This window comes from Paracoccus salipaludis, assembly GCF_002287065.1.
Lineage (GTDB): Bacteria > Pseudomonadota > Alphaproteobacteria > Rhodobacterales > Rhodobacteraceae > Paracoccus > Paracoccus salipaludis.
Genome location: NZ_NSJZ01000009.1, coordinates 39,131 through 55,950, shown reverse-complemented (window position 1 = coordinate 55,950; position 16,820 = coordinate 39,131). Strand labels below are relative to the sequence as shown.

The 16,820-nt window shown below is 72.0% G+C and carries 17 protein-coding genes; 12 read left to right on the top strand and 5 right to left on the bottom strand.

What is annotated here, in order from left to right; all coding sequences use genetic code 11:
* Window positions 1-10: 10 nt before the first annotated feature.
* From CK240_RS11405 to CK240_RS11390, 4 genes are read right to left on the bottom strand one after another with little or no spacing between them, the layout of a single operon-like run.
* On the bottom strand, window positions 11-787 hold the full coding sequence (locus tag CK240_RS11405) for a LamB/YcsF family protein (RefSeq protein ID WP_095640470.1): 777 nt from the start codon (window positions 785-787) through the stop codon (window positions 11-13).
* A complete protein-coding gene (locus CK240_RS11400; RefSeq protein WP_095640469.1) occupies window positions 784-1,812 on the bottom strand; it encodes a 5-oxoprolinase subunit C family protein in 1,029 nt (342 codons plus the stop codon). Before CK240_RS11400 ends, CK240_RS11405 begins: the two co-directional genes overlap by 4 nt.
* The gene (locus tag CK240_RS11395; protein WP_095640468.1) at window positions 1,809-2,534 is read right to left on the bottom strand and encodes a 5-oxoprolinase subunit B family protein; all 726 of its coding nucleotides are present in this window, start codon (window positions 2,532-2,534) and stop codon (window positions 1,809-1,811) included. The genes CK240_RS11400 and CK240_RS11395 overlap by 4 nt, the downstream gene beginning before the upstream one ends.
* Before the next feature lie 39 nt (window positions 2,535-2,573).
* The gene (locus tag CK240_RS11390; RefSeq protein WP_095640467.1) at window positions 2,574-3,230 is read right to left on the bottom strand and encodes an arylesterase; all 657 of its coding nucleotides are present in this window, start codon (window positions 3,228-3,230) and stop codon (window positions 2,574-2,576) included.
* 95 nt (window positions 3,231-3,325) lie between these two features.
* On the opposite strand from CK240_RS11390, the gene CK240_RS11385 reads away from it, so the two are divergent.
* From CK240_RS11385 to CK240_RS11335, 11 genes are all read left to right on the top strand, one after another.
* Window positions 3,326-4,003, top strand: coding sequence for an ABC transporter ATP-binding protein (locus CK240_RS11385; RefSeq protein WP_095640466.1), 678 nt, complete (start codon window positions 3,326-3,328; stop codon window positions 4,001-4,003).
* A gap of 38 nt (window positions 4,004-4,041) precedes the next feature.
* Window positions 4,042-6,519 carry an ABC transporter permease gene (locus CK240_RS11380; RefSeq protein WP_095640523.1) on the top strand — a complete coding sequence of 826 codons (2,478 nt, stop codon included), beginning with the start codon at window positions 4,042-4,044 and terminating at the stop codon, window positions 6,517-6,519.
* A 62-nt stretch (window positions 6,520-6,581) separates the two neighbouring features.
* Window positions 6,582-7,160: a DUF2585 family protein gene (locus CK240_RS11375; RefSeq protein WP_135058828.1), complete on the top strand. Its 579-nt coding sequence runs from the start codon at window positions 6,582-6,584 to the stop codon at window positions 7,158-7,160.
* A 43-nt stretch (window positions 7,161-7,203) separates the two neighbouring features.
* The gene (locus tag CK240_RS11370) at window positions 7,204-7,824 is read left to right on the top strand and encodes a TetR/AcrR family transcriptional regulator (protein ID WP_095640464.1); all 621 of its coding nucleotides are present in this window, start codon (window positions 7,204-7,206) and stop codon (window positions 7,822-7,824) included.
* Between the two features lie 17 nt (window positions 7,825-7,841).
* Window positions 7,842-8,864, top strand: coding sequence for a type 2 isopentenyl-diphosphate Delta-isomerase (gene fni, locus CK240_RS11365; protein ID WP_095640463.1), 1,023 nt, complete (start codon window positions 7,842-7,844; stop codon window positions 8,862-8,864).
* Window positions 8,865-8,960: 96 nt separating this feature from the next.
* Window positions 8,961-9,674 carry a fatty acid desaturase gene (locus CK240_RS11360; RefSeq protein WP_205957815.1) on the top strand — a complete coding sequence of 238 codons (714 nt, stop codon included), beginning with the start codon at window positions 8,961-8,963 and terminating at the stop codon, window positions 9,672-9,674.
* Entirely contained in the window at window positions 9,671-10,198 is a 528-nt protein-coding gene (locus CK240_RS11355; RefSeq protein ID WP_095640462.1) for a sterol desaturase family protein, read from the top strand. The genes CK240_RS11360 and CK240_RS11355 overlap by 4 nt, the downstream gene beginning before the upstream one ends.
* A gap of 6 nt (window positions 10,199-10,204) precedes the next feature.
* Window positions 10,205-11,413, top strand: a complete 1,209-nt coding sequence (locus CK240_RS11350) for a nucleotide disphospho-sugar-binding domain-containing protein (protein WP_095640461.1) — start codon at window positions 10,205-10,207, stop codon at window positions 11,411-11,413.
* Window positions 11,410-12,564: a lycopene beta-cyclase CrtY gene (crtY, locus tag CK240_RS11345; protein ID WP_095640460.1), complete on the top strand. Its 1,155-nt coding sequence runs from the start codon at window positions 11,410-11,412 to the stop codon at window positions 12,562-12,564. The genes CK240_RS11350 and crtY overlap by 4 nt, the downstream gene beginning before the upstream one ends.
* Window positions 12,561-14,063: a phytoene desaturase gene (locus tag CK240_RS11340; protein ID WP_205957814.1), complete on the top strand. Its 1,503-nt coding sequence runs from the start codon at window positions 12,561-12,563 to the stop codon at window positions 14,061-14,063. Before crtY ends, CK240_RS11340 begins: the two co-directional genes overlap by 4 nt.
* The gene (locus CK240_RS11335; protein ID WP_095640459.1) at window positions 14,060-14,971 is read left to right on the top strand and encodes a phytoene/squalene synthase family protein; all 912 of its coding nucleotides are present in this window, start codon (window positions 14,060-14,062) and stop codon (window positions 14,969-14,971) included. Before CK240_RS11340 ends, CK240_RS11335 begins: the two co-directional genes overlap by 4 nt.
* On the opposite strand, the gene CK240_RS11330 is transcribed toward CK240_RS11335, so the two are convergent.
* The gene (locus tag CK240_RS11330; protein ID WP_167650027.1) at window positions 14,968-15,858 is read right to left on the bottom strand and encodes a polyprenyl synthetase family protein; all 891 of its coding nucleotides are present in this window, start codon (window positions 15,856-15,858) and stop codon (window positions 14,968-14,970) included. The two genes, CK240_RS11335 and CK240_RS11330, sit on opposite strands and share 4 nt — an antisense overlap.
* A 427-nt stretch (window positions 15,859-16,285) precedes the next feature.
* On the opposite strand from CK240_RS11330, the gene CK240_RS11325 reads away from it, so the two are divergent.
* Window positions 16,286-16,789, top strand: coding sequence for a type III secretion system chaperone family protein (locus tag CK240_RS11325; protein WP_095640457.1), 504 nt, complete (start codon window positions 16,286-16,288; stop codon window positions 16,787-16,789).
* The last annotated feature ends 31 nt before the right edge of the window (window positions 16,790-16,820 follow it).

The window sequence follows — 16,820 nt, the reverse complement described above, 5'->3', positions numbered from 1 at the left end:
AGGCGCAACTTCAGACCAGCGGCACCCCGTCGAAGCGCGCGACGGCCACCCCAGCCCCGGTCAGTGCCGCGCGAACGGCCCGCGCGATCTCCACCGCGCCGGGCGTGTCGCCATGCAGGCAGATCGTGTCGATCCGGGCGGGGATCGGCGTGCCGTCCTCGGGCAGGATCGCGCCTGCCCTGACCATGCGCAGCACGCGGTGCGCCGCAAGCGCGGGATCGTGGATCACCGCGCCGGGCAGGCGGCGGTCCACCAGCGTCGCATCGGGGTTGTAGGCGCGGTCCGCGAAGATCTCGCAGGCGACCCGTGCGCCCAGCCTGCCTGCCGCGGCCTGCTGCGCCGTCCCCGCCAGCACCACCAGGATGAGGTCGGGCGCGACCGACAGCGCGCCTTCGAAGCAGGCGGCGGCCAGCGTCTCGTCGCGGGCGGCCATGTTGGCCAGCGCCCCGTGCAGCTTGAGGTGGCGGACCTCGCCGCCCGCCGCCCGCGCCATGGCCTGCGCCGCGCCAAGCTGCCAGCGGACGAGGTTCGCGGCGCTGGGCAGGGGCATCTGCATCTCGCGCCGTCCGAAGCCCTGCAGGTCGGGAAAGCCCGGATGCGCGCCGATGCCCACGCCGCTGCGCACCGCCCGCGCCATCGTCTGCGCCATCACGTCCCAGTCGCCCGCATGGACCCCGCAGGCGATGTTGGCCGACGAGATCACCTCCAGCAGCGCCTCGTCGCTGCCCATGGGCCATGGGCCGAAGCTTTCGCCAAGGTCCGCGTTCAGGTCCACCGACAGGGTCATGATGCATCCTCCTGATGACGGGCGCTGACCACGCCGCCGATGAGATTGTAGCTGAGCAGGTCCGCCATCGCCGCCGGATCGCGCAGCCTTGGCCGCAGGCGTCCGCGCAGCGATGCCAGCGCGCGGGCGTGGTCCGCCATGGCCGCCCGGCCCTCGTCCCGCGAGACGAAGCGGAAGGTCAGGGCCGCACCGGGGGGCGCCTGCGCCACGCGCGACAGGTCGCAGGGCAGGACGGTGGCGATGCGGGGATAGCCTCCGGTCGTCTGGCATTCGCACAGAAGGACATAGGGCGTGCCGTCGCCGGTGATCTGGATGTCGCCCGGCTGGACGATCTCGGACAGGATCGAGAGCCCGCCCGGAGCCTCGAAGCCTGTGCCGTCTCCGGGGTTCAGCCGGACCCCCATCCGGTTCCCGCGCGCGTCGCGGCGGAAGGTCGTGCGGCGGAACCGCTCGACCTGCTCGGTCGGAAAGGCCGAGGTCTGGAGGCTTTCGACGACCCTCACCGCGCCGCCGCCGAAGCGGGGCAGGGGGTCCAGCACCATGTCGGCCGGTCCGCCCGGATCAGGACCGGGCGCCAGTTCCTCGCCAACCTCCAGCGCCCTGCCGATCCCGGCTGCGAGATGCGCCGAGCGGGCACCGAGAACAAGGGGCGTCTCGATCCCGCCCGCCGGGGTCAGATAGGCAAAGCCGCCCTCGCCGGGGCTCAGGGACAGTTCCGCACCGGCAGGCAGGGCGTGGCTCGTGTTCCACGACAAGGGCCGTTCCTCGCCGCGCTCGCGCAGGGTGGCGCGGAAGGCGGCCCCGGTCAGGGCGATCCTCAGCGGCCCGGTCGCGCGGAAGCGGGCGGGCGCGTTGGCAAGCTCGACCACGGCAAGGCCCGGGGACTGGCCCAGCAGCGCGGCGCCCTCGGCCAGTGCCACGGGGTCGGCCGCGCCCCCGCGCGAAAGACCCTGCGCCAGCCAGCCCCGGCGGCCTTCATCCTGCAGGGTGACGCCGGGCGAGGAGGCGAGGACGATCAGGCTCATGCCGCGGGCTCGATGCTGATGCCGCCGCCCGGGTCGCGCATCAGGTCGGCCAGGCGGTCGGCCCCGATCGGCGGAAAGGCCACCGAATCCCCCGGCCGCAGCAGGAAGGGTTGCGCGGCGGCCGGGTCGAACAATCGCGCCGCCGTCTGGCCCACCTGCCGCCAACCCGTCTGCGCCGCGACCGCGAACAGGACCAGTTGCCGGATCGCGACCGTCAGCGCGCCGGCGTTCACGCGCGGGGTCAGCTGGCGCAGGCGCGGGATGTCCCATCCGACCGGAAGCTCGCCGATATAGGGCTGGCCGGGGGCAAAGCCGATGGTCAGCACGCGCAGGGGCGCGGTCGCCAGCGCCTCGACAGCCTGGGCGCGGGTCAGGCCCGCGATCTCGGCGGCCTCGTCCAGCTGGGGCGCATGGTCGGCCTCATAGCAGGTCGGGATGCGGATCAGCCGGTGCTCACCCGGCAGCGGCTCGGCCGTCCAGTCCCGCGCGCCGACCACCCGCCGCAGGCGTTCCTCAAGCCCGGCAGGGTCGGCCAGCGGGTCCAGCCGCAGGTAGGTCGAGACCAGCGAGACGGCCGTTTCCCGCACCTCGGGCCAGCGCGCCTCCTCGATGGCCGCGCGCAGGGCAAGGGCCGCGCGGTTGGCGGGCTCGGACAGGCGTGGGGCGAAACTCACGACCATGCCGTCCACGCCCGCAGGGGCGATCCTGGGCCAGTCGCTCATCGCAGGGCTGTAAGGGCAAACCGCGTCATGCGGGCAGGATCATGATCCCGAGGGCGGACGGCAAGGCCCCTCGCAGGCGCCGAGGCTTTCCACGAACTTCAGCACTTGGGGGCCCATGGCATTGACGACCAGCCGGACGCCATCGGCATTCGGGTGGATGCCGTCGTGCTGCATGAGCGACAGGGGATCGCCCGCCGCCACAATGGCCCCCAGCATCGAAGGGATCACGGGAACGTCATAGGCGGCGCCAAGCTCGGGGAACATGGCGTTGAAGGCATTGCGATACGCGCCCCCGTAGTTCGGCGGCGCGTTCAGCCCGACCAGCAGCGCCGGGACCTCGGCCCGGCGGGCGGCGTCCAGGATACCCGAAAGGTTGGCGCGTGTCACCGCCGGGTCGATGCCGCGCAGCAGGTCATTGCCGCCCAGCGCCACGATCAGCCCGTCCACCTCGGGCGTCAGCGTCCAGTTCACGCGGCTGAGGCCGCCGGCCGAGGTGTCGCCCGACACGCCCGCGTTGATCAGCGTCACGTCCGCGCCGTGCGCGCGCAGCCACGCCTGCAACTGCGGCACAAACCCCCTGGTCGGGGGCAGGCCGTAGCCCTGCGTGAGGCTGTCGCCCAGCGCCGCAACTGTCACGGGCTGGGCAAAGGCGGGCAGGGCGGTCAGCAGCAGCGCGGCGAGACTTCTGGCGAACATTGCGGTCCTCTGCATTTCCTTGTGATCTGTTGACGCCGCCAAGGGCCTGGGGGCGTTGTCGTCCATTCGCCGCAGCCCCTGAAAGGAAACGCCCGATGCCCGAACCGGTTCTGTCGCTGGACGACGTGCGCCTGACACTGCGGTCGAACGCAGGCCCTGTCGAGATCCTGCGCGGCATCACCCTGGCGGTGGACAAGGGCGAGACGGTGGGGCTGGTCGGCCCTTCGGGATCGGGCAAGTCGTCGCTGCTGATGCTGATGGGGGGCCTGGAACGTGCGACCGGCGGACGGGTCCGGGCGCTGGGCCAGGACCTGTCGGCGATGGGCGAGGACGCGCTGGCGCGGTTCCGCCGCGACAACCTCAGCGTCGTGTTCCAGAGCTTTCACCTGATCCCGACCATGACCGCGCTAGAGAACGTGGCGATCCCGCTGGAACTGGCGCGGCGCGCGGATGCGCTGGAACAGGCGGCAGCCGGGCTTGAGGCCGTGGGCCTGCGCGACCGGGGCCACCATTACCCTTCGCAGCTTTCGGGAGGCGAGCAGCAGCGCGTGGCCCTGGCCCGCGCGCTGGCGCCGCGCCCGGCGATCCTGCTGGCGGACGAGCCGACGGGCAACCTCGACGAGGCGACGGGCCGCCAGATCGCCGACCTTCTGTTCGGCATGGTGCGCGACAGCGGCACGACGCTGGTGCTGGTGACCCATGCGCCGGAACTGGCGGTCCGCTGCGACCGCACCATCCGCCTGCGCGACGGCCGGCTGGAGCAGGCGGCGTGAGCGGCCTGTCGCTGGCATGGCGCATCGCCGCGCGCGAGATGCGGGGCGGCCTGCGCGGCTTCGGCGTCTTCCTGACCTGCCTTGCGCTGGCCGTGGCGGCGCTGGCGGCGGTCGGAACGGTGCGCGCGGCGATCCAGGCGGGGCTGGCGCGCGACGGCGCGGCGCTGCTGGGCGGCGACGCCGAGGTGCAGCTGACCTATCGCTTCGCCACCGGGGACGAGCGGGCGGTGCTGGACCGGATCGCCACTGCCGTTTCGGAAACCGCCGAGTTCCGATCCATGGCCACGGTCGAGGGGGGAGAGCGCGCGCTGACGCAGGTCAAGGCCGTGGACGATGCCTATCCGCTGGTGGGCCGCGTTATGCTGTCGCCGCCGATCCCGCTGGAGCAGGCGCTGGCACCCGGGGGCGGCATCCCCGGCGCGGTGATGAAACAGGCGCTCGCCACGCGGCTGGGCCTGTCGGTCGGCGACCGCTTCCGGTTGGGAGAACAGGACTTCACCCTGACCGCGATGCTGGACAGCTTCCCGGACGACACGGGAGAGGGCCTCGCGCTTGGGCCGGTCACCATCGTGCGCACCGCCGATCTGGCGCAAAGCGGCCTGCTGGGACCGGGAACGCTGTTTTCCTCGCAATACCGGCTGCTGCTGCCGCCCGGCACCGACCTAGACTCCGCTCAGGCCCAGGTGACTGCGGCGCTGGAAGGTGCCGCGCCGCGGTGGCGCGACTCGCGGGAAGGGGCGCCGGGGCTTTCGACCTTCGTGGACCGGCTGGGATCGTTCCTGATCCTGATCGGGCTGTCCGGGCTGGCCGTGGGGGGCGTCGGCGTGGCGGCGGCGGTGCGCGCCTACCTTGACGAAAAGCTGCCGGTGATCGCCACGCTCAAGACGCTGGGGGCCAGCCGCGGCACGGTCTTCCTGGTCTACCTGCTGCAGATCGGCGTCCTGACCCTGGCGGGTGTCGCCATCGGCCTCGTGCTGGGCGGCGGGCTTCCGCTGGCGCTCGCCCCGCTGATCCAGTCGCGCCTGCCCATGCCCGCCGCCTTCGGGCTTTACCCCGGTCCGCTGGCCGAGGCCGCGCTTTACGGCATCCTGGCCGCGCTGGTCTTTGCCTTGTGGCCGCTGGCGCTGGCGGCGGAAACGCGGGCGGCGGTCCTGTTCAGGTCGGCCGTCGCAGGCGGGCGCCGCTGGCCGCGCGCGCCCTATCTGGCGATGATCGGCGCGGCGGCCCTGGCGCTGGTCGCCGCCGCCTGCCTGTTCTCGGGCAACTGGAGGCTGACGCTGTGGACGCTGGGCGGCATCGCGGGGGCACTTGGCCTGCTGGCGCTGTCGGCACAGCTTGCGGCCCCGCTGGCCCGCGCGCTGATGCCGCTGGCCCGTACCCGCCCGGCGCTGCGGCTGGCGCTGGGCGCGGTCAGGACGCGGCGGGCCGAGGCCTCGGCGGTGGTCCTGTCGCTGGGGCTGGGCCTGGCGGTGCTGGCCGCCGTGGGGCAGATCGACGGCACGCTGCGCGGCTCGATCGCGCGCGAGATGCCCGAGGTCGCGCCCTCGTTCTTCTTCGTGGACCTGCAGCCCGACCAGATCGACGGCTTCAAGGCCATGATGGCCGACAACCCCGCTGTCAGCCGCGTCGAGGCTGCCCCCATGATGCGGGGCGTCGTCACGCAGATCAACGGCCGCCCGGCGCAGGACGTCGCGGGCGATCACTGGGTCGTCCGGGGCGACCGGGGCGTGACCTATTCCGACAACCCGCCCGCGCGCACGACAATCACGGCGGGAGAATGGTGGCCCGCCGATTACGACGGCCCGCCGCTGATCAGCTTCGCGGCCGAGGAAGCCGCCGAGATCGGGCTGTCCCTGGGCGACACGCTGACCGTCAACATCATGGGCCGCGACATCACCGGAACCATCGCGTCCTTCCGGCAGGTGGACTTCCGCAACGCGGGGATCGGCTTTGTCATGTCCATGAACCCCGCCGCGCTGCGAGGCGCGCCGCATACCTGGATCGCCACCGTCTATGCCGAGCCCGAAGCCGAGGACGCCATCCTGCGCGCCGTCACCGACCGCTGGCCCAACGTCACGGGCATCCCCGTGGGCGAGGCGATCGAGCGTGTCTCGGACCTGCTGGGCGGCATCGCGGTCGCGGTGCGATGGGGGGCGGCGGCCACGCTGGTCACGGGCTTTGCCGTGCTGATCGGCACCGCCCTGGCGGGCGCGCGAAGCCGCCGCTACGAGGCCGCGATCCTCAAGGCGCTGGGCGCAAGCCGCGCGGTGATCCTGGCCAGCTTCGCCCTGCGCGCGGCGATCCTCGGCGCGCTGGCGGGCCTTGCCGCCATCGCCGCCGGGGCCGTGGCAGGCTGGGCCGTGGCGCGCTTCGTGCTTGAGGTGGACCATGCCGTGATCTGGTCCAGCGCCGTCCTTCTGGTGGTCGCGGGTGTCCTTGCGGCGCTTGCGGCGGAACTGGCCTTCGCGCTGCGGGCGTTGAGGGTCAAGCCCGCCACGCTGCTGAGGTCCGAGTGAGCGGCCCGGGTGCGGACCCGTCCAACCAGCGAGGAGGGTGTTCCCCTTTGCATTTCGACGACATGAACCGACGCCCCCGGCCGACGCGGCGGCAGCCGCTGGCCCGCCCGCCGCTCAGTCCCGCGCTGACGCTTTGCCTGGGCATCCTGCTGGTGAACGGTGCGGTGGCGCTGTGGCTTCTGCTGCTGGGCCGCAGCCTCCTGCCCGCGGGGGTGCCCCTGCAATGGTGGAGCGGCAGCACGTTCGTCGACCACAACTCGCAGCACCTGACGGATTACTATTCGGCGCTTCATGTCATTTCGGGGGCGGGGCTCTACTTCGCGGCGCGTCGGGTCTGCCCGCTCTGGCCCCTGCACAAGCGGCTGCTGATGGTCATCGCCTGCAGCGGCGTGTGGGAGGTCGTCGAGAACACCCCCTGGATCATCGCGCTGTTCAACGATCCCGGCGGGCCCGGCGTTTACCGCGGCGACAGCATCGTGAACGCCTTCAGCGACACCGCCTTTGTTGCCTTGGGCTTCATCGTGGCGCATCACATGCCCCGTTGGTTCATCATCGGGGCCGGGCTGATGGCCGAGATCGGCGTGGCGGTCGTGATCCACGACGGCTTCGTCCTCGGGACCGCCAGGATCATCCTGCGCTGATCCGCAGAGGAATCGGCCCGAGGGCCGGGAAAGGAATGCACAGGTGAGGTCCAAGGGCGCCCGCAACGCGCGCTTCGACGAGCGCCGGGCCGAGCTTTTGGGCCGGCTCAGGGCGCGGCTGACGCAGCGCGGCGCCATGCGGCCGACGCTGCGGGAACTGGCGACGGCCGCCGGGTGCAGCGTCTCGACGCTGAACCACTATTTCGGGCGGCGCGACGACATCGTCATGGCGGTTTTCGAGGATTCGGGCCAGCGCGGGCAGGGGCAGTTCCAGGCCACCCGCGTCGCCGGGCCGGATTTCGAAACCTCGGTGCGCGACGCGGCCACCCTGTCCTGGACGGTCATGACGCGCCACGGCGTCGCCGGGATGCTGGCCATGGGCATGGTCGAGGGGATGCGCGACGACCTGCTGGGCCCCGTCTTCATCGACAGGATGTTCGAGCCCTTCGTGATCGCCTTGGCCGAACGGCTGGAAACCCACGTGGCACGTGGACAGATGCGCGAGGTGGACACCCGCATGGCAGCCCTCGCGCTGGCCTCTCCCCTGCTGCTGGGGGCGCTGCACCAGGGCGAGCTTGGCGGGGCGAAGGCTTATCCGCTCGACGGCGAGGCTTTCGTGGACCATGTGGTGCAGGGCTTCGTGCGCGCCTATCGTGCGGACTGACGGCATCCGGGGATCGCATGGACGACATCGCTGACCGCAAGTCCGAGCATCTGGCGATCGTGACCGAGGGGCGCGGCGTTCAGGACACGCGCGGCACCGGCTTCGACGCGGTACGCTTCGTCCATGACGCGCTGCCGGAACTGTCCTTCGACGCCATCGACCTGCGGACGTCCTTTCTGGGGCGCAACCTGTCCGCGCCGCTGATGGTGTCGGCGATGACCGGCGGCACGGCCGAGGCCGCGCGCATCAACCTGTCCATCGCCGAGGCCTGCGGCGCGCTGGGGCTGGCGCTGGCCGTGGGGTCGCAGCGCATCGCCATCGAGGGGCGGGGCGCGGGCGGGCTGGGGGCCGAACTGCGGGCGCGGGCGCCGAACGTCCCGATCCTGGGCAACCTCGGCGCGGTCCAGCTTGCGCGCGGCATGGGCGTGGACGAGGCGCGCCGCGCCGTCGAGATGCTGGAAGCCGACGCGCTGATGCTGCACCTCAACCCCCTGCAGGAGGCGATCCAGCCCGGCGGCGACCGCGACTTTTCCGGCCTTCTGGCGCGGATCGAGGCGCTGGCCCGCGCGCTGCCCGTTCCCCTGGGCGTCAAGGAGGTCGGCGCGGGACTGTCCGCCGCCGTGGGGCGGCGGCTGCTGGATGCGGGTGTGGTGATTCTGGACGTGGCCGGCGTCGGCGGCACGAGCTGGGCACGGGTCGAGGCCGAACGCGGCGACGACCGCCTGCGGCGCATCGCCGCGCCCTTCTTCGACTGGGGCATCCCGACGGCCGAGGCCGTGGCCGCGCTGGCGCCGCTGATGCCCCCGGGCGGGACGTTGATCGCCTCGGGCGGGCTGCGGCACGGGCTGGACGTGGCGCGCTCGATCCGGCTGGGCGCGGACCTTGCAGGGCAGGCCGCGGGCGCCCTGCCGGCCGCGCGCGAAGGCGCCGGGGCGCTGGCCGCGCATCTCTCCGAGGTTGTCGAGCAGCTTCGCATCGCGATGTTCTGCACCGGCTCGGCCGATCTTGCGGCCTTGCGCCGGGCGCCGCTTGCTGGCTGACTTGGCCTGCGGGACGGCTGGAAAGGCGCTCCGCCCTGCGATAGATTGTGACAGGTGATACAGAAACGGCGAGGGGAGGTTTCAGGCGTGACCGCGGTGCTTCGACGTTCCCGAGCGACAAGCCTTGTCAGCCTTGCCCTGGCCGCAGGCGTGATCGGCGCCTGGGCCGCGCTGCATGTCTTCGCCGTGTGGCGCCTTGACGCGCCTGCCCATCCCCTTCTGGCGGTGCTGTGCCTGATCGGGCTGACATGGCTTTCCGTGGGCCTGTTCATCGTGGCGCACGACGCCATGCATGGCGCGGTTGCGCCCGGCCGTCCCCGCCTGAACGCCGCTGTCGGCGCGCTGGCGCTGGCGCTTTACGCCGGGTTTTCCTGGCGCAAGCTCATCGTCAAGCACATGGCCCACCACCGCCACGCGGGCACCGACGACGACCCCGATTTCGGCCGCGGAGGGCCGGTCCGCTGGTACGCGGGCTTCGTGCGCACCTATTTCGGCTGGCGCGAGTTCTGGGTGCTGGGCAGCGCCGTCATCCTTTACGCGCTGATCCTCGGGCCGCGCTGGCCCTATGTCGCCTTCTGGGCGGTGCCCTCGATCCTCGCGTCCATGCAGTTGTTCGTCTTCGGGACCTGGCTGCCGCACCGGCCCGGCCATGACGACTTCCCCGACCGCCACAACGCGCGGTCCACCCGCGTCAGCGACCCGCTGTCGCTGCTGACCTGCTTCCACTTCGGCGGTTATCACCACGAACACCACCTGCACCCGTCCGTGCCGTGGTGGCGGCTGCCCTCGACCCGCAGGACCCGCGCATGAGCCTTCTCGGTCCCCTGCTGATCGTCGTCCTGACCGTCGCGGTGATGGAGGCCGTGGCCTATTCCGTTCACCGCTGGATCATGCACGGCCCCCTGGGCTGGGGCTGGCACAAGTCGCACCACGAGGACCGCCACGGCCCCTTCGAGAAGAACGACCTTTATGCCGTGGTCTTCGCGGGCCTTTCGATCATCCTGTTCATGATCGGCAGCCGCTGGTGGCCCTGGCTGTGGTGGGTCGGCGTGGGCATGAGCGTCTACGGCGTGATCTATTTCGTCGTCCATGACGGGCTGGTGCACCAGCGCTGGCCCTTCCGCTATGTTCCCCGGCGCGGCTATTTCCGCAGGCTTTATCAGGCGCACCGGCTGCATCACGCGGTCGAGGGGCGCGACGACTGCGTGTCCTTCGGCTTTGTCTATGCGCCGCCGGTGGATGACCTCAAGGCGCGGCTCAAGGCATCGGGGGTGCTGGCGCAGCGCCAGTCGCGCCACCAGGACGCCTGGCGGCCCGACCGCGGCGAAGACTGACGCCGCATGGCCCGCATCGCCTTCTGCCTGCCTGCGCTGTCCAGCCACGCCGCCGTCCACGCGGCGCTGGCGCGGGCACTGGCGGCGCGGGGGCATGACTGCCGGATGGTGGGCGGCGAGGGGCTGGGACCGCTGGCTGCCCGCGAGGGGATCGCCTTCGAAAGCCTCGGCACGCGTGAGCCGGACCTGCACAACGCGGGCCTTCTGCGGACGCTGGCGGCCACCGCCGCCACCACGCGCGCCTTTGTCCGCCAAGGGCCGGATGCCCTTGCCCGCCTGAGCCCGGACCTCGTCGTGGCCGATCAGGCCGAGCCCGGCGCGAGCCTTGCGGCCGAAGCGGCGGGCCTTCCCCGCGCGACGCTCGCCTCGGCCCTGCCGCTGGACCGCGACGAGGCGATCCCGCCGCCCTTCGTCGACTGGCCTTGGGCGGACGGAGACGAGGGCAGGCGGCGCAACCGGGGCGGCTGGCGCGTGGCGGACGCGCTGATGGTGCTGCAATCGCGCGCCTTGGCCCGGGGCTGCCGCGATCACGGGCTGCCGATGCGGCGGCGGCTGGACGACTGGATCTCGCCCGATCTGGACCTGCGGCAGATGGTGCCCTCGCTGGACTTCCCCCATGCATCCGGATCGGGGGCACGGGCGGTTGGGCCGCTGCGGGACGGCGGGACCGGAGAGTTCGACATTCACACCGACGGCCGCCCGCTGGTCTTCGCGTCGCTCGGCACGCTGCAGGGCGGTCGGCTGGCGCTGCTGGCCGCCATCGCCCGCGCCGCCGAGGATCTGGGCGTCTGCCTTGCGCTGGCCCATTGCGGCGGGCTGACCGACGCGCAGGCGCAGGCGCTGCCCGGCGGTGCGGTCGTGCGCGACTTCTTCCCCCAGCGCGCGGTGCTGGCGCGGGCCGCGGCCTGCGTGACCCATGCGGGGCTGAACACCGTCTTGGACTGCGCGGCGGCGCAGGTCCCCATGGTGGCGATCCCGCTGGCCTTCGAGCAACCCGCAACCGCCGCGCGGCTGGCCTTTCACGGCGCGGCCCGCGTGCTGTCCCCCCGCCGCGCGACCCGCGCCACGATCCGCGAGGCGCTGGGGGCGGTCCTGTCCGACCCGTCGTATCGCGCGGCGCTGGCGGCCCCCGCCGCCGAGATCGCCGTGGCGGGCGGCGTTTCCCGCGCCGCCGACCTGATCGAGACGCGGCTTGTCCGCAGGGCGGCGGCATGACGCCGGACGTGATCCTCGCCGGGGCGGGCCTCGCCAATGCCCTGATCGCCCTTGCGGTGGCCGAGGCGCGGCCGGGTGCCCGTATGCTGATGCTGGACCGCGCGCCCGGTCCGTCGGGCTCGCATACCTGGTCCTTCCACGACCCCGACCTGCGGCTGGCCTGGCACCGCCGCCTTGCCCCCGCGATCCGCTGCCGCTGGCAGGGGCAGGAGGTCCGCTTTCCCGACCACGCCCGAACCCTGCGCGCGGGCTATGCCTCGCTGGACGGCGCGGGGCTGGCGCGGCTTCTGGCGGACACCCCCGGCCTCACCCTGCGCTGGGGGGCCGGGATCACCGCGCTTGATGCCACCAGCGCAACCCTTGGGTCCGAGCGGATCGAGGCGCCCTGCGTCATCGACGGCCGGGGGGCCGCCCCTTCGCGCCATCTCGTCACCGGCTACCAGAAGTTCGTGGGGCTGGAATTCGAGATGGACGCACCCCACGGCGTCACCCGCCCGGTGATCATGGACGCGACCGTGCCGCAGCGGGACGGCTATCGCTTCGTCTATCTGCTGCCCTTTTCCCCCACGCGCCTGCTGATCGAGGACACCCGCTACAGCGACGGCCCGGCCCTGGACGAGGACGCGCTTGCCCGCGCCATCGCCGATTACGCCCGCGACAAGGGCTGGACCGGCCGCGAGGTCCGGCGCGAGCGCGGCGTCCTTCCGATCGCGCTGGCCCATGATGCCTGCGGGATGTGGGAACAGGCGCAGGGCGGGGCGGTTCCCGTCGGGATGCGCGCGGGCCTGTTCCATCCCGTTACCGGCTATTCGCTGCCGGTTGCCGCGCAGGTGGCCGACGTGGTGGCGGCGGCCGGGCCGACGACGGCCGAGGTCTTCGACGCCGTCCGCGCCCATGCCCTTGCACGCGCGGGCGACGACCGCTTCCTGCGCCTGCTGAACCGGATGCTGTTTCACGGCTGCCCGCCCGAGGACCGCCACCGTGTCCTGTCCCGCTTCTACCGCCTGCCCGAGCCGCTGATCGAACGCTTCTACGCCGGCAGACTGACCCGGCTGGACCGGCTGCGGATCGTCACCGGCAAGCCCCCCATTCCCATCCGCGACGCGCTGCCCTGCCTGCGCGAAGCGCCGCTGCTGAAGGAAACCTCGTGACGTCAGGCACCACTCCCGGATCGGCCATCGTCATCGGCGCGGGCTTCGGCGGGCTCGCGCTCGCCATCCGCCTGCAATCGGCGGGCATCGCCACGACGCTGCTGGAGGCCCGCGACAAGCCCGGCGGCCGCGCGTATGTCTGGCGCGAACAGGGGCATGTCTTCGACGCCGGCCCCACGGTCATCACCGATCCCGACTCGCTGCGCGAACTCTGGGCGCTGACGGGGCAGGAGATGGAGCGCGACGTGACCCTGCTGCCGGTCAGCCCCTTCTACCGGCTGCTCTGGCCCGACGGGAAACGCTTCGACTACGTGAACGAGGCCGATGCGCTGGAACGCGAGATCGCCGGCTTCAACCCCGCCGACCTGGACGGCTACCGCCGCTTCCACGACTATTCCGAACAGGTCTATCAGGAAGGCTACCTGCGCCTCGGCACCGTGCCCTTCCTGAAGCTGGGCCAGATGCTGCAGGCCGCGCCCGCGCTGGTGCGGCTGGAGGCCTACCGCTCGGTCCACAGCGTCGTCGCGCGCTTCATCAAGGACCCGCACCTGCAACAGGCCTTTTCCTTCCATACGCTGCTGGTGGGCGGCAACCCGTTTTCCACCAGTTCGATCTATGCCCTGATCCACGCGCTGGAACGGCGCGGGGGCGTCTGGTTCGCCAGGGGCGGCACCAATGCGCTGGTCTCGGGCATGGTGGCGCTGTTCGAACGCCTGGGCGGCACGCTGCGCCTGAACGCCAAGGTCGCGCGGATCGAGACGGAAGGGGCGAGGGCAACCGGAGTGACGCTTGCGGACGGTACGCGCCTGAGTGCCGGCATGGTCGCCAGCAATGCCGACGTGATGCACAGCTACCGCGACCTTCTGGGCGGCACCCGGCGCGGGCGGACCAAGGCCGCGCTGCTGAAGCGCCAGCGCTGGTCCATGTCGCTGTTCGTGGTCCATTTCGGCCTGTCGCAGAAGCCCGAGGGTCTGGCGCATCACACGATCCTGTTCGGCCCCCGCTACCGCGAGCTGGTGAACGAGATCTTCCGCGGCCCGAAGCTGGCCGAGGATTTCTCGCTTTATCTCCATTCCCCCAGCGTCACCGACGACAGCCTCGCGCCGCCGGGGATGTCCACGCATTACGTCCTTGCCCCCGTGCCGCACCTCGGCCGCGCGGCGATCAACTGGGCGCGTGACGGCGAGGCCTATGCCGACCGCATCCTCGCCAGCCTCGAGGAGCGGCTGATCCCGAACCTGCGTGCGAACCTGCGGGTGAAGCGGATCTTCTCGCCCGCCGATTTCGCATCCGAACTGAACGCCCATCATGGCAGCGCCTTCTCGGTCGAACCGATCCTCGCGCAGTCCGCCTGGTTCCGGCCCCACAACCGCGACCGCAGCATCCGCAACTTCTACATCGTCGGCGCGGGCACCCATCCCGGCGCGGGCATCCCCGGAGTCGTGGGTTCCGCGAAGGCCACGGCGGGCGTGATGCTGGCCGACGCGGGCGCGGCATGACGGCGCCGGTCGCCGAATCGCAGGCCGCCATCGCGGCAGGCTCGCAAAGCTTCGCCGCGGCGGCGAAGCTGATGCCGGCGGGCATTCGCGAGGACACGGTGATGCTTTACGCCTGGTGCCGCCACGCCGACGACGTGGTGGACGGGCAGGAACTCGGCAGCACCCCGCAGGCGGGCGGCGACCCGGCGGAACGCCTCGCGCGCCTCAAGGCCGACACGATGGAGGCCCTGCACGGCAGCGGCCCGGTCAGCGCGCCATTTGCCGCGCTGCGGGCGGTGGCGCGGCGGCATGACTTTCCCGACCGCTGGCCCTTGGACCTGATCGACGGTTTCGCGATGGACGTCCGGGGGCGCGACTATCGGACGCTGAACGACACGCTGGATTACAGCTATCACGTCGCAGGCGTCGTGGGCGTGATGATGGCCCGCGTCATGGGCGTGCGGGACCAGGCGGTGCTGGACCGCGCCTGCGATCTCGGGCTGGCCTTCCAGCTGACCAACATCGCCCGCGACGTGATCGGCGATGCCCGGATCGGGCGCCTCTACCTGCCCGGCGACTGGCTGGAGGAGGCGGGCGCCAGCGTCGAGGGCGACATCCCTTCCCCCGAGCTTTACGCCGTCATCCTGCGCCTGCTGGACGCGGCCGAGCCCTATTACGCCTCGGCCTTTGCGGGCCTTCCCGCGCTGCCCGCCCGCTGCGCCTGGTCCATCGCGGCGGCAGCGCGGATCTATCGCGCCATCGGCACCCGCATCCGGCGCGGCGGCCCCGAGGCCTATCGGCAGCGCATCGGCACCTCGGGCGCGGCCAAGGCGGGCCTGGCGGTGCTGGCGCTGGGGGATACAGGCGTGTCGCGCGTCATCCCCCGCCAGGCGCCCCGCGACGGGTTGTGGACGCGCCCCCGGGTCTAGGCGGCGCGGCTGGCGCGGCCCGGCAACACGCGGGCGATATGCGCGGCCAAGGGCAGGCTGTCGAAGCCGCAGCCGCCCAGCAGGTCGTCCACCTCGGTCCGCAGGGCGTCGTAATGCGCCTGCGCCTGCGGCAGGCTGCGGACGGCGAGGACGCCGCGCGCCAAGCCCGGGGCCTGCGTGTCGCGGCGGGTGTCCTTGCCCAGCGCGCTCGCCTCGGCCTGCACGTCCAGCAGGTCGTCGTAGGACTGGAAGGCCCGGCCCAGCGTCCGCCCCAGCGCGGCCAGCCTGTCGATGTCCGCCCTGCCGAGGCGCTGCAGCATGCCGAACATCTCGAACCCCGCCGCGAACAGGGCGCCGGTCTTGAGATCCTGCTCGCGCTGCACCCCCGCCGCGTCCTTGGGCGCGTGGATGTCCAGGTCCTGCCCTGCGCAAAGTCCCGCCGGACCTATGGCGGCGGACATCGACGCGACAAGCCGGGCGCGGGTGTCGGCATCCGCCCCGCGCGCCGTCGCCAGCAGCCGCATCGCCTCGGTCACAAGGGCGATCCCGGCCAGGATCGCGCGGCATTCGCCGTGAACCAGATGCGTCGTGGGCCGGCCCCGCCGGGCCTTCGCGTCGTCCATGCAGGGCAGGTCGTCGAAGACCAGCGAGGCCGTATGCACCAGCTCGATCGCGCAGGCCGCATCGATCAGGGCAGGGCGCACGCCGCCCGTCGCCTCGCCCGCGATCAGCAGGACCATCGCGCGGAACCGCTTGCCGGGGGCCAGCACCGCGTCGGCCATCGCCCGCCCCAGGGCCGGAGAAGCCAGCCCGAAGCCCGCTGCGATCTCGGTCAGGCGATCATCCACAACGCAGCGCCAGTCGGCGGGTCCGGTCACGTCACGCATGCACTTGTCATCCATCCAAACCGCTGCCGCCTTGCTGTCGCACATATGATCCAGAATATCAGACATCATGGGCCGGACGGGAAGCCGCAACCGTGGCCCTTCACAAAGAAAGCGCGCAACGCGGCAAGCGGTTCAATGCGCCGGAACCCTCAGGGGCCGTGCGGCAGGCCTTCCTCCGCGCCTGCCCCTCGGCGCGGGCGGCCGGAGTCGGACAGGATCGCTTGCGGCGGGCCGACGCTGCCCCGCCCCCGGGAGGACGACCCGCTGGCGGCACCATCTCCGCTGAAGGAAGGGGCTCAAGAAAACTCTTTACAGAATGATAATTTAGCCTGACACCTTGATCTGCATAAGGCCTGCCGCCAGCCGTTCTGGGGACAGGATCGACAGGCCGGGATCAACCTGGCCGTCAAGGGCAGGGGCAGGACACATGGGGCAGCTGGATCACCGAATCCAAGCCGACGAGACTCATCCCATCGACATCGCCGAAGCCGTGGCCCTGCGCCGCGGCTGGGATTCCGAGCGGATGGCGGACGACCAGATCGCCGTGACGGTCAGGGGACAATGGCGCGACCATGCGCTGACGCTCGCCTGGTCCGCGCGGGACGAGATGCTGCGGCTGATCTGCTGCTTCGACCTCGATCCGCCCGAGGCGCGGATGCCGGGGCTGTGCCAGGTCCTGAACCTCGTCAACGACGAGGTCTGGGACGGCAGCTTCACCTTCTGGGCGCAGCAGCGCGTGATGGTCTGGCGTTACGGTCTGGTGCTGTCGGGACAGGCCCTGGCCGAGGCCGGGCAGATCGAGCGCATGATCCGCAGCGCCGTCGAAAGCTGCGAACGGTTCCATCCCTCGTTCCAGTCCGCCTGCCGGGGCGGAGAGCCCGAGGCGGCCCTGGCTCTCGCCCTGTCCGGCACGCTGGGACGCGCGGCCTGAGCGCCGCCTCTGGACAGCGCCGCGCCGATCG

Excerpts from the sequence above, each read along its gene's own strand:
- CK240_RS11395 (WP_095640468.1), bottom strand. The coding sequence starts at position 2,534 with ATGAGCGACTGGCCCAGGATCGCCCCTGCGGGCGTGGACGGCATGGTC.
- CK240_RS11380 (WP_095640523.1), top strand. The coding sequence starts at position 4,042 with ATGCGGGGCGGCCTGCGCGGCTTCGGCGTCTTCCTGACCTGCCTTGCG.
- CK240_RS11400 (WP_095640469.1), bottom strand. The coding sequence starts at position 1,812 with ATGAGCCTGATCGTCCTCGCCTCCTCGCCCGGCGTCACCCTGCAGGAT.
- CK240_RS11350 (WP_095640461.1), top strand. The coding sequence starts at position 10,205 with ATGGCCCGCATCGCCTTCTGCCTGCCTGCGCTGTCCAGCCACGCCGCC.
- CK240_RS11330 (WP_167650027.1), bottom strand. The coding sequence starts at position 15,858 with ATGCGTGACGTGACCGGACCCGCCGACTGGCGCTGCGTTGTGGATGAT.
- CK240_RS11405 (WP_095640470.1), bottom strand. The coding sequence starts at position 787 with ATGACCCTGTCGGTGGACCTGAACGCGGACCTTGGCGAAAGCTTCGGC.
- fni (WP_095640463.1), top strand. The coding sequence starts at position 7,842 with ATGGACGACATCGCTGACCGCAAGTCCGAGCATCTGGCGATCGTGACC.
- CK240_RS11325 (WP_095640457.1), top strand. The coding sequence starts at position 16,286 with ATGGGGCAGCTGGATCACCGAATCCAAGCCGACGAGACTCATCCCATC.
- crtY (WP_095640460.1), top strand. The coding sequence starts at position 11,410 with ATGACGCCGGACGTGATCCTCGCCGGGGCGGGCCTCGCCAATGCCCTG.
- CK240_RS11335 (WP_095640459.1), top strand. The coding sequence starts at position 14,060 with ATGACGGCGCCGGTCGCCGAATCGCAGGCCGCCATCGCGGCAGGCTCG.
- CK240_RS11390 (WP_095640467.1), bottom strand. The coding sequence starts at position 3,230 with ATGTTCGCCAGAAGTCTCGCCGCGCTGCTGCTGACCGCCCTGCCCGCC.
- CK240_RS11385 (WP_095640466.1), top strand. The coding sequence starts at position 3,326 with ATGCCCGAACCGGTTCTGTCGCTGGACGACGTGCGCCTGACACTGCGG.
- CK240_RS11375 (WP_135058828.1), top strand. The coding sequence starts at position 6,582 with ATGAACCGACGCCCCCGGCCGACGCGGCGGCAGCCGCTGGCCCGCCCG.
- CK240_RS11355 (WP_095640462.1), top strand. The coding sequence starts at position 9,671 with ATGAGCCTTCTCGGTCCCCTGCTGATCGTCGTCCTGACCGTCGCGGTG.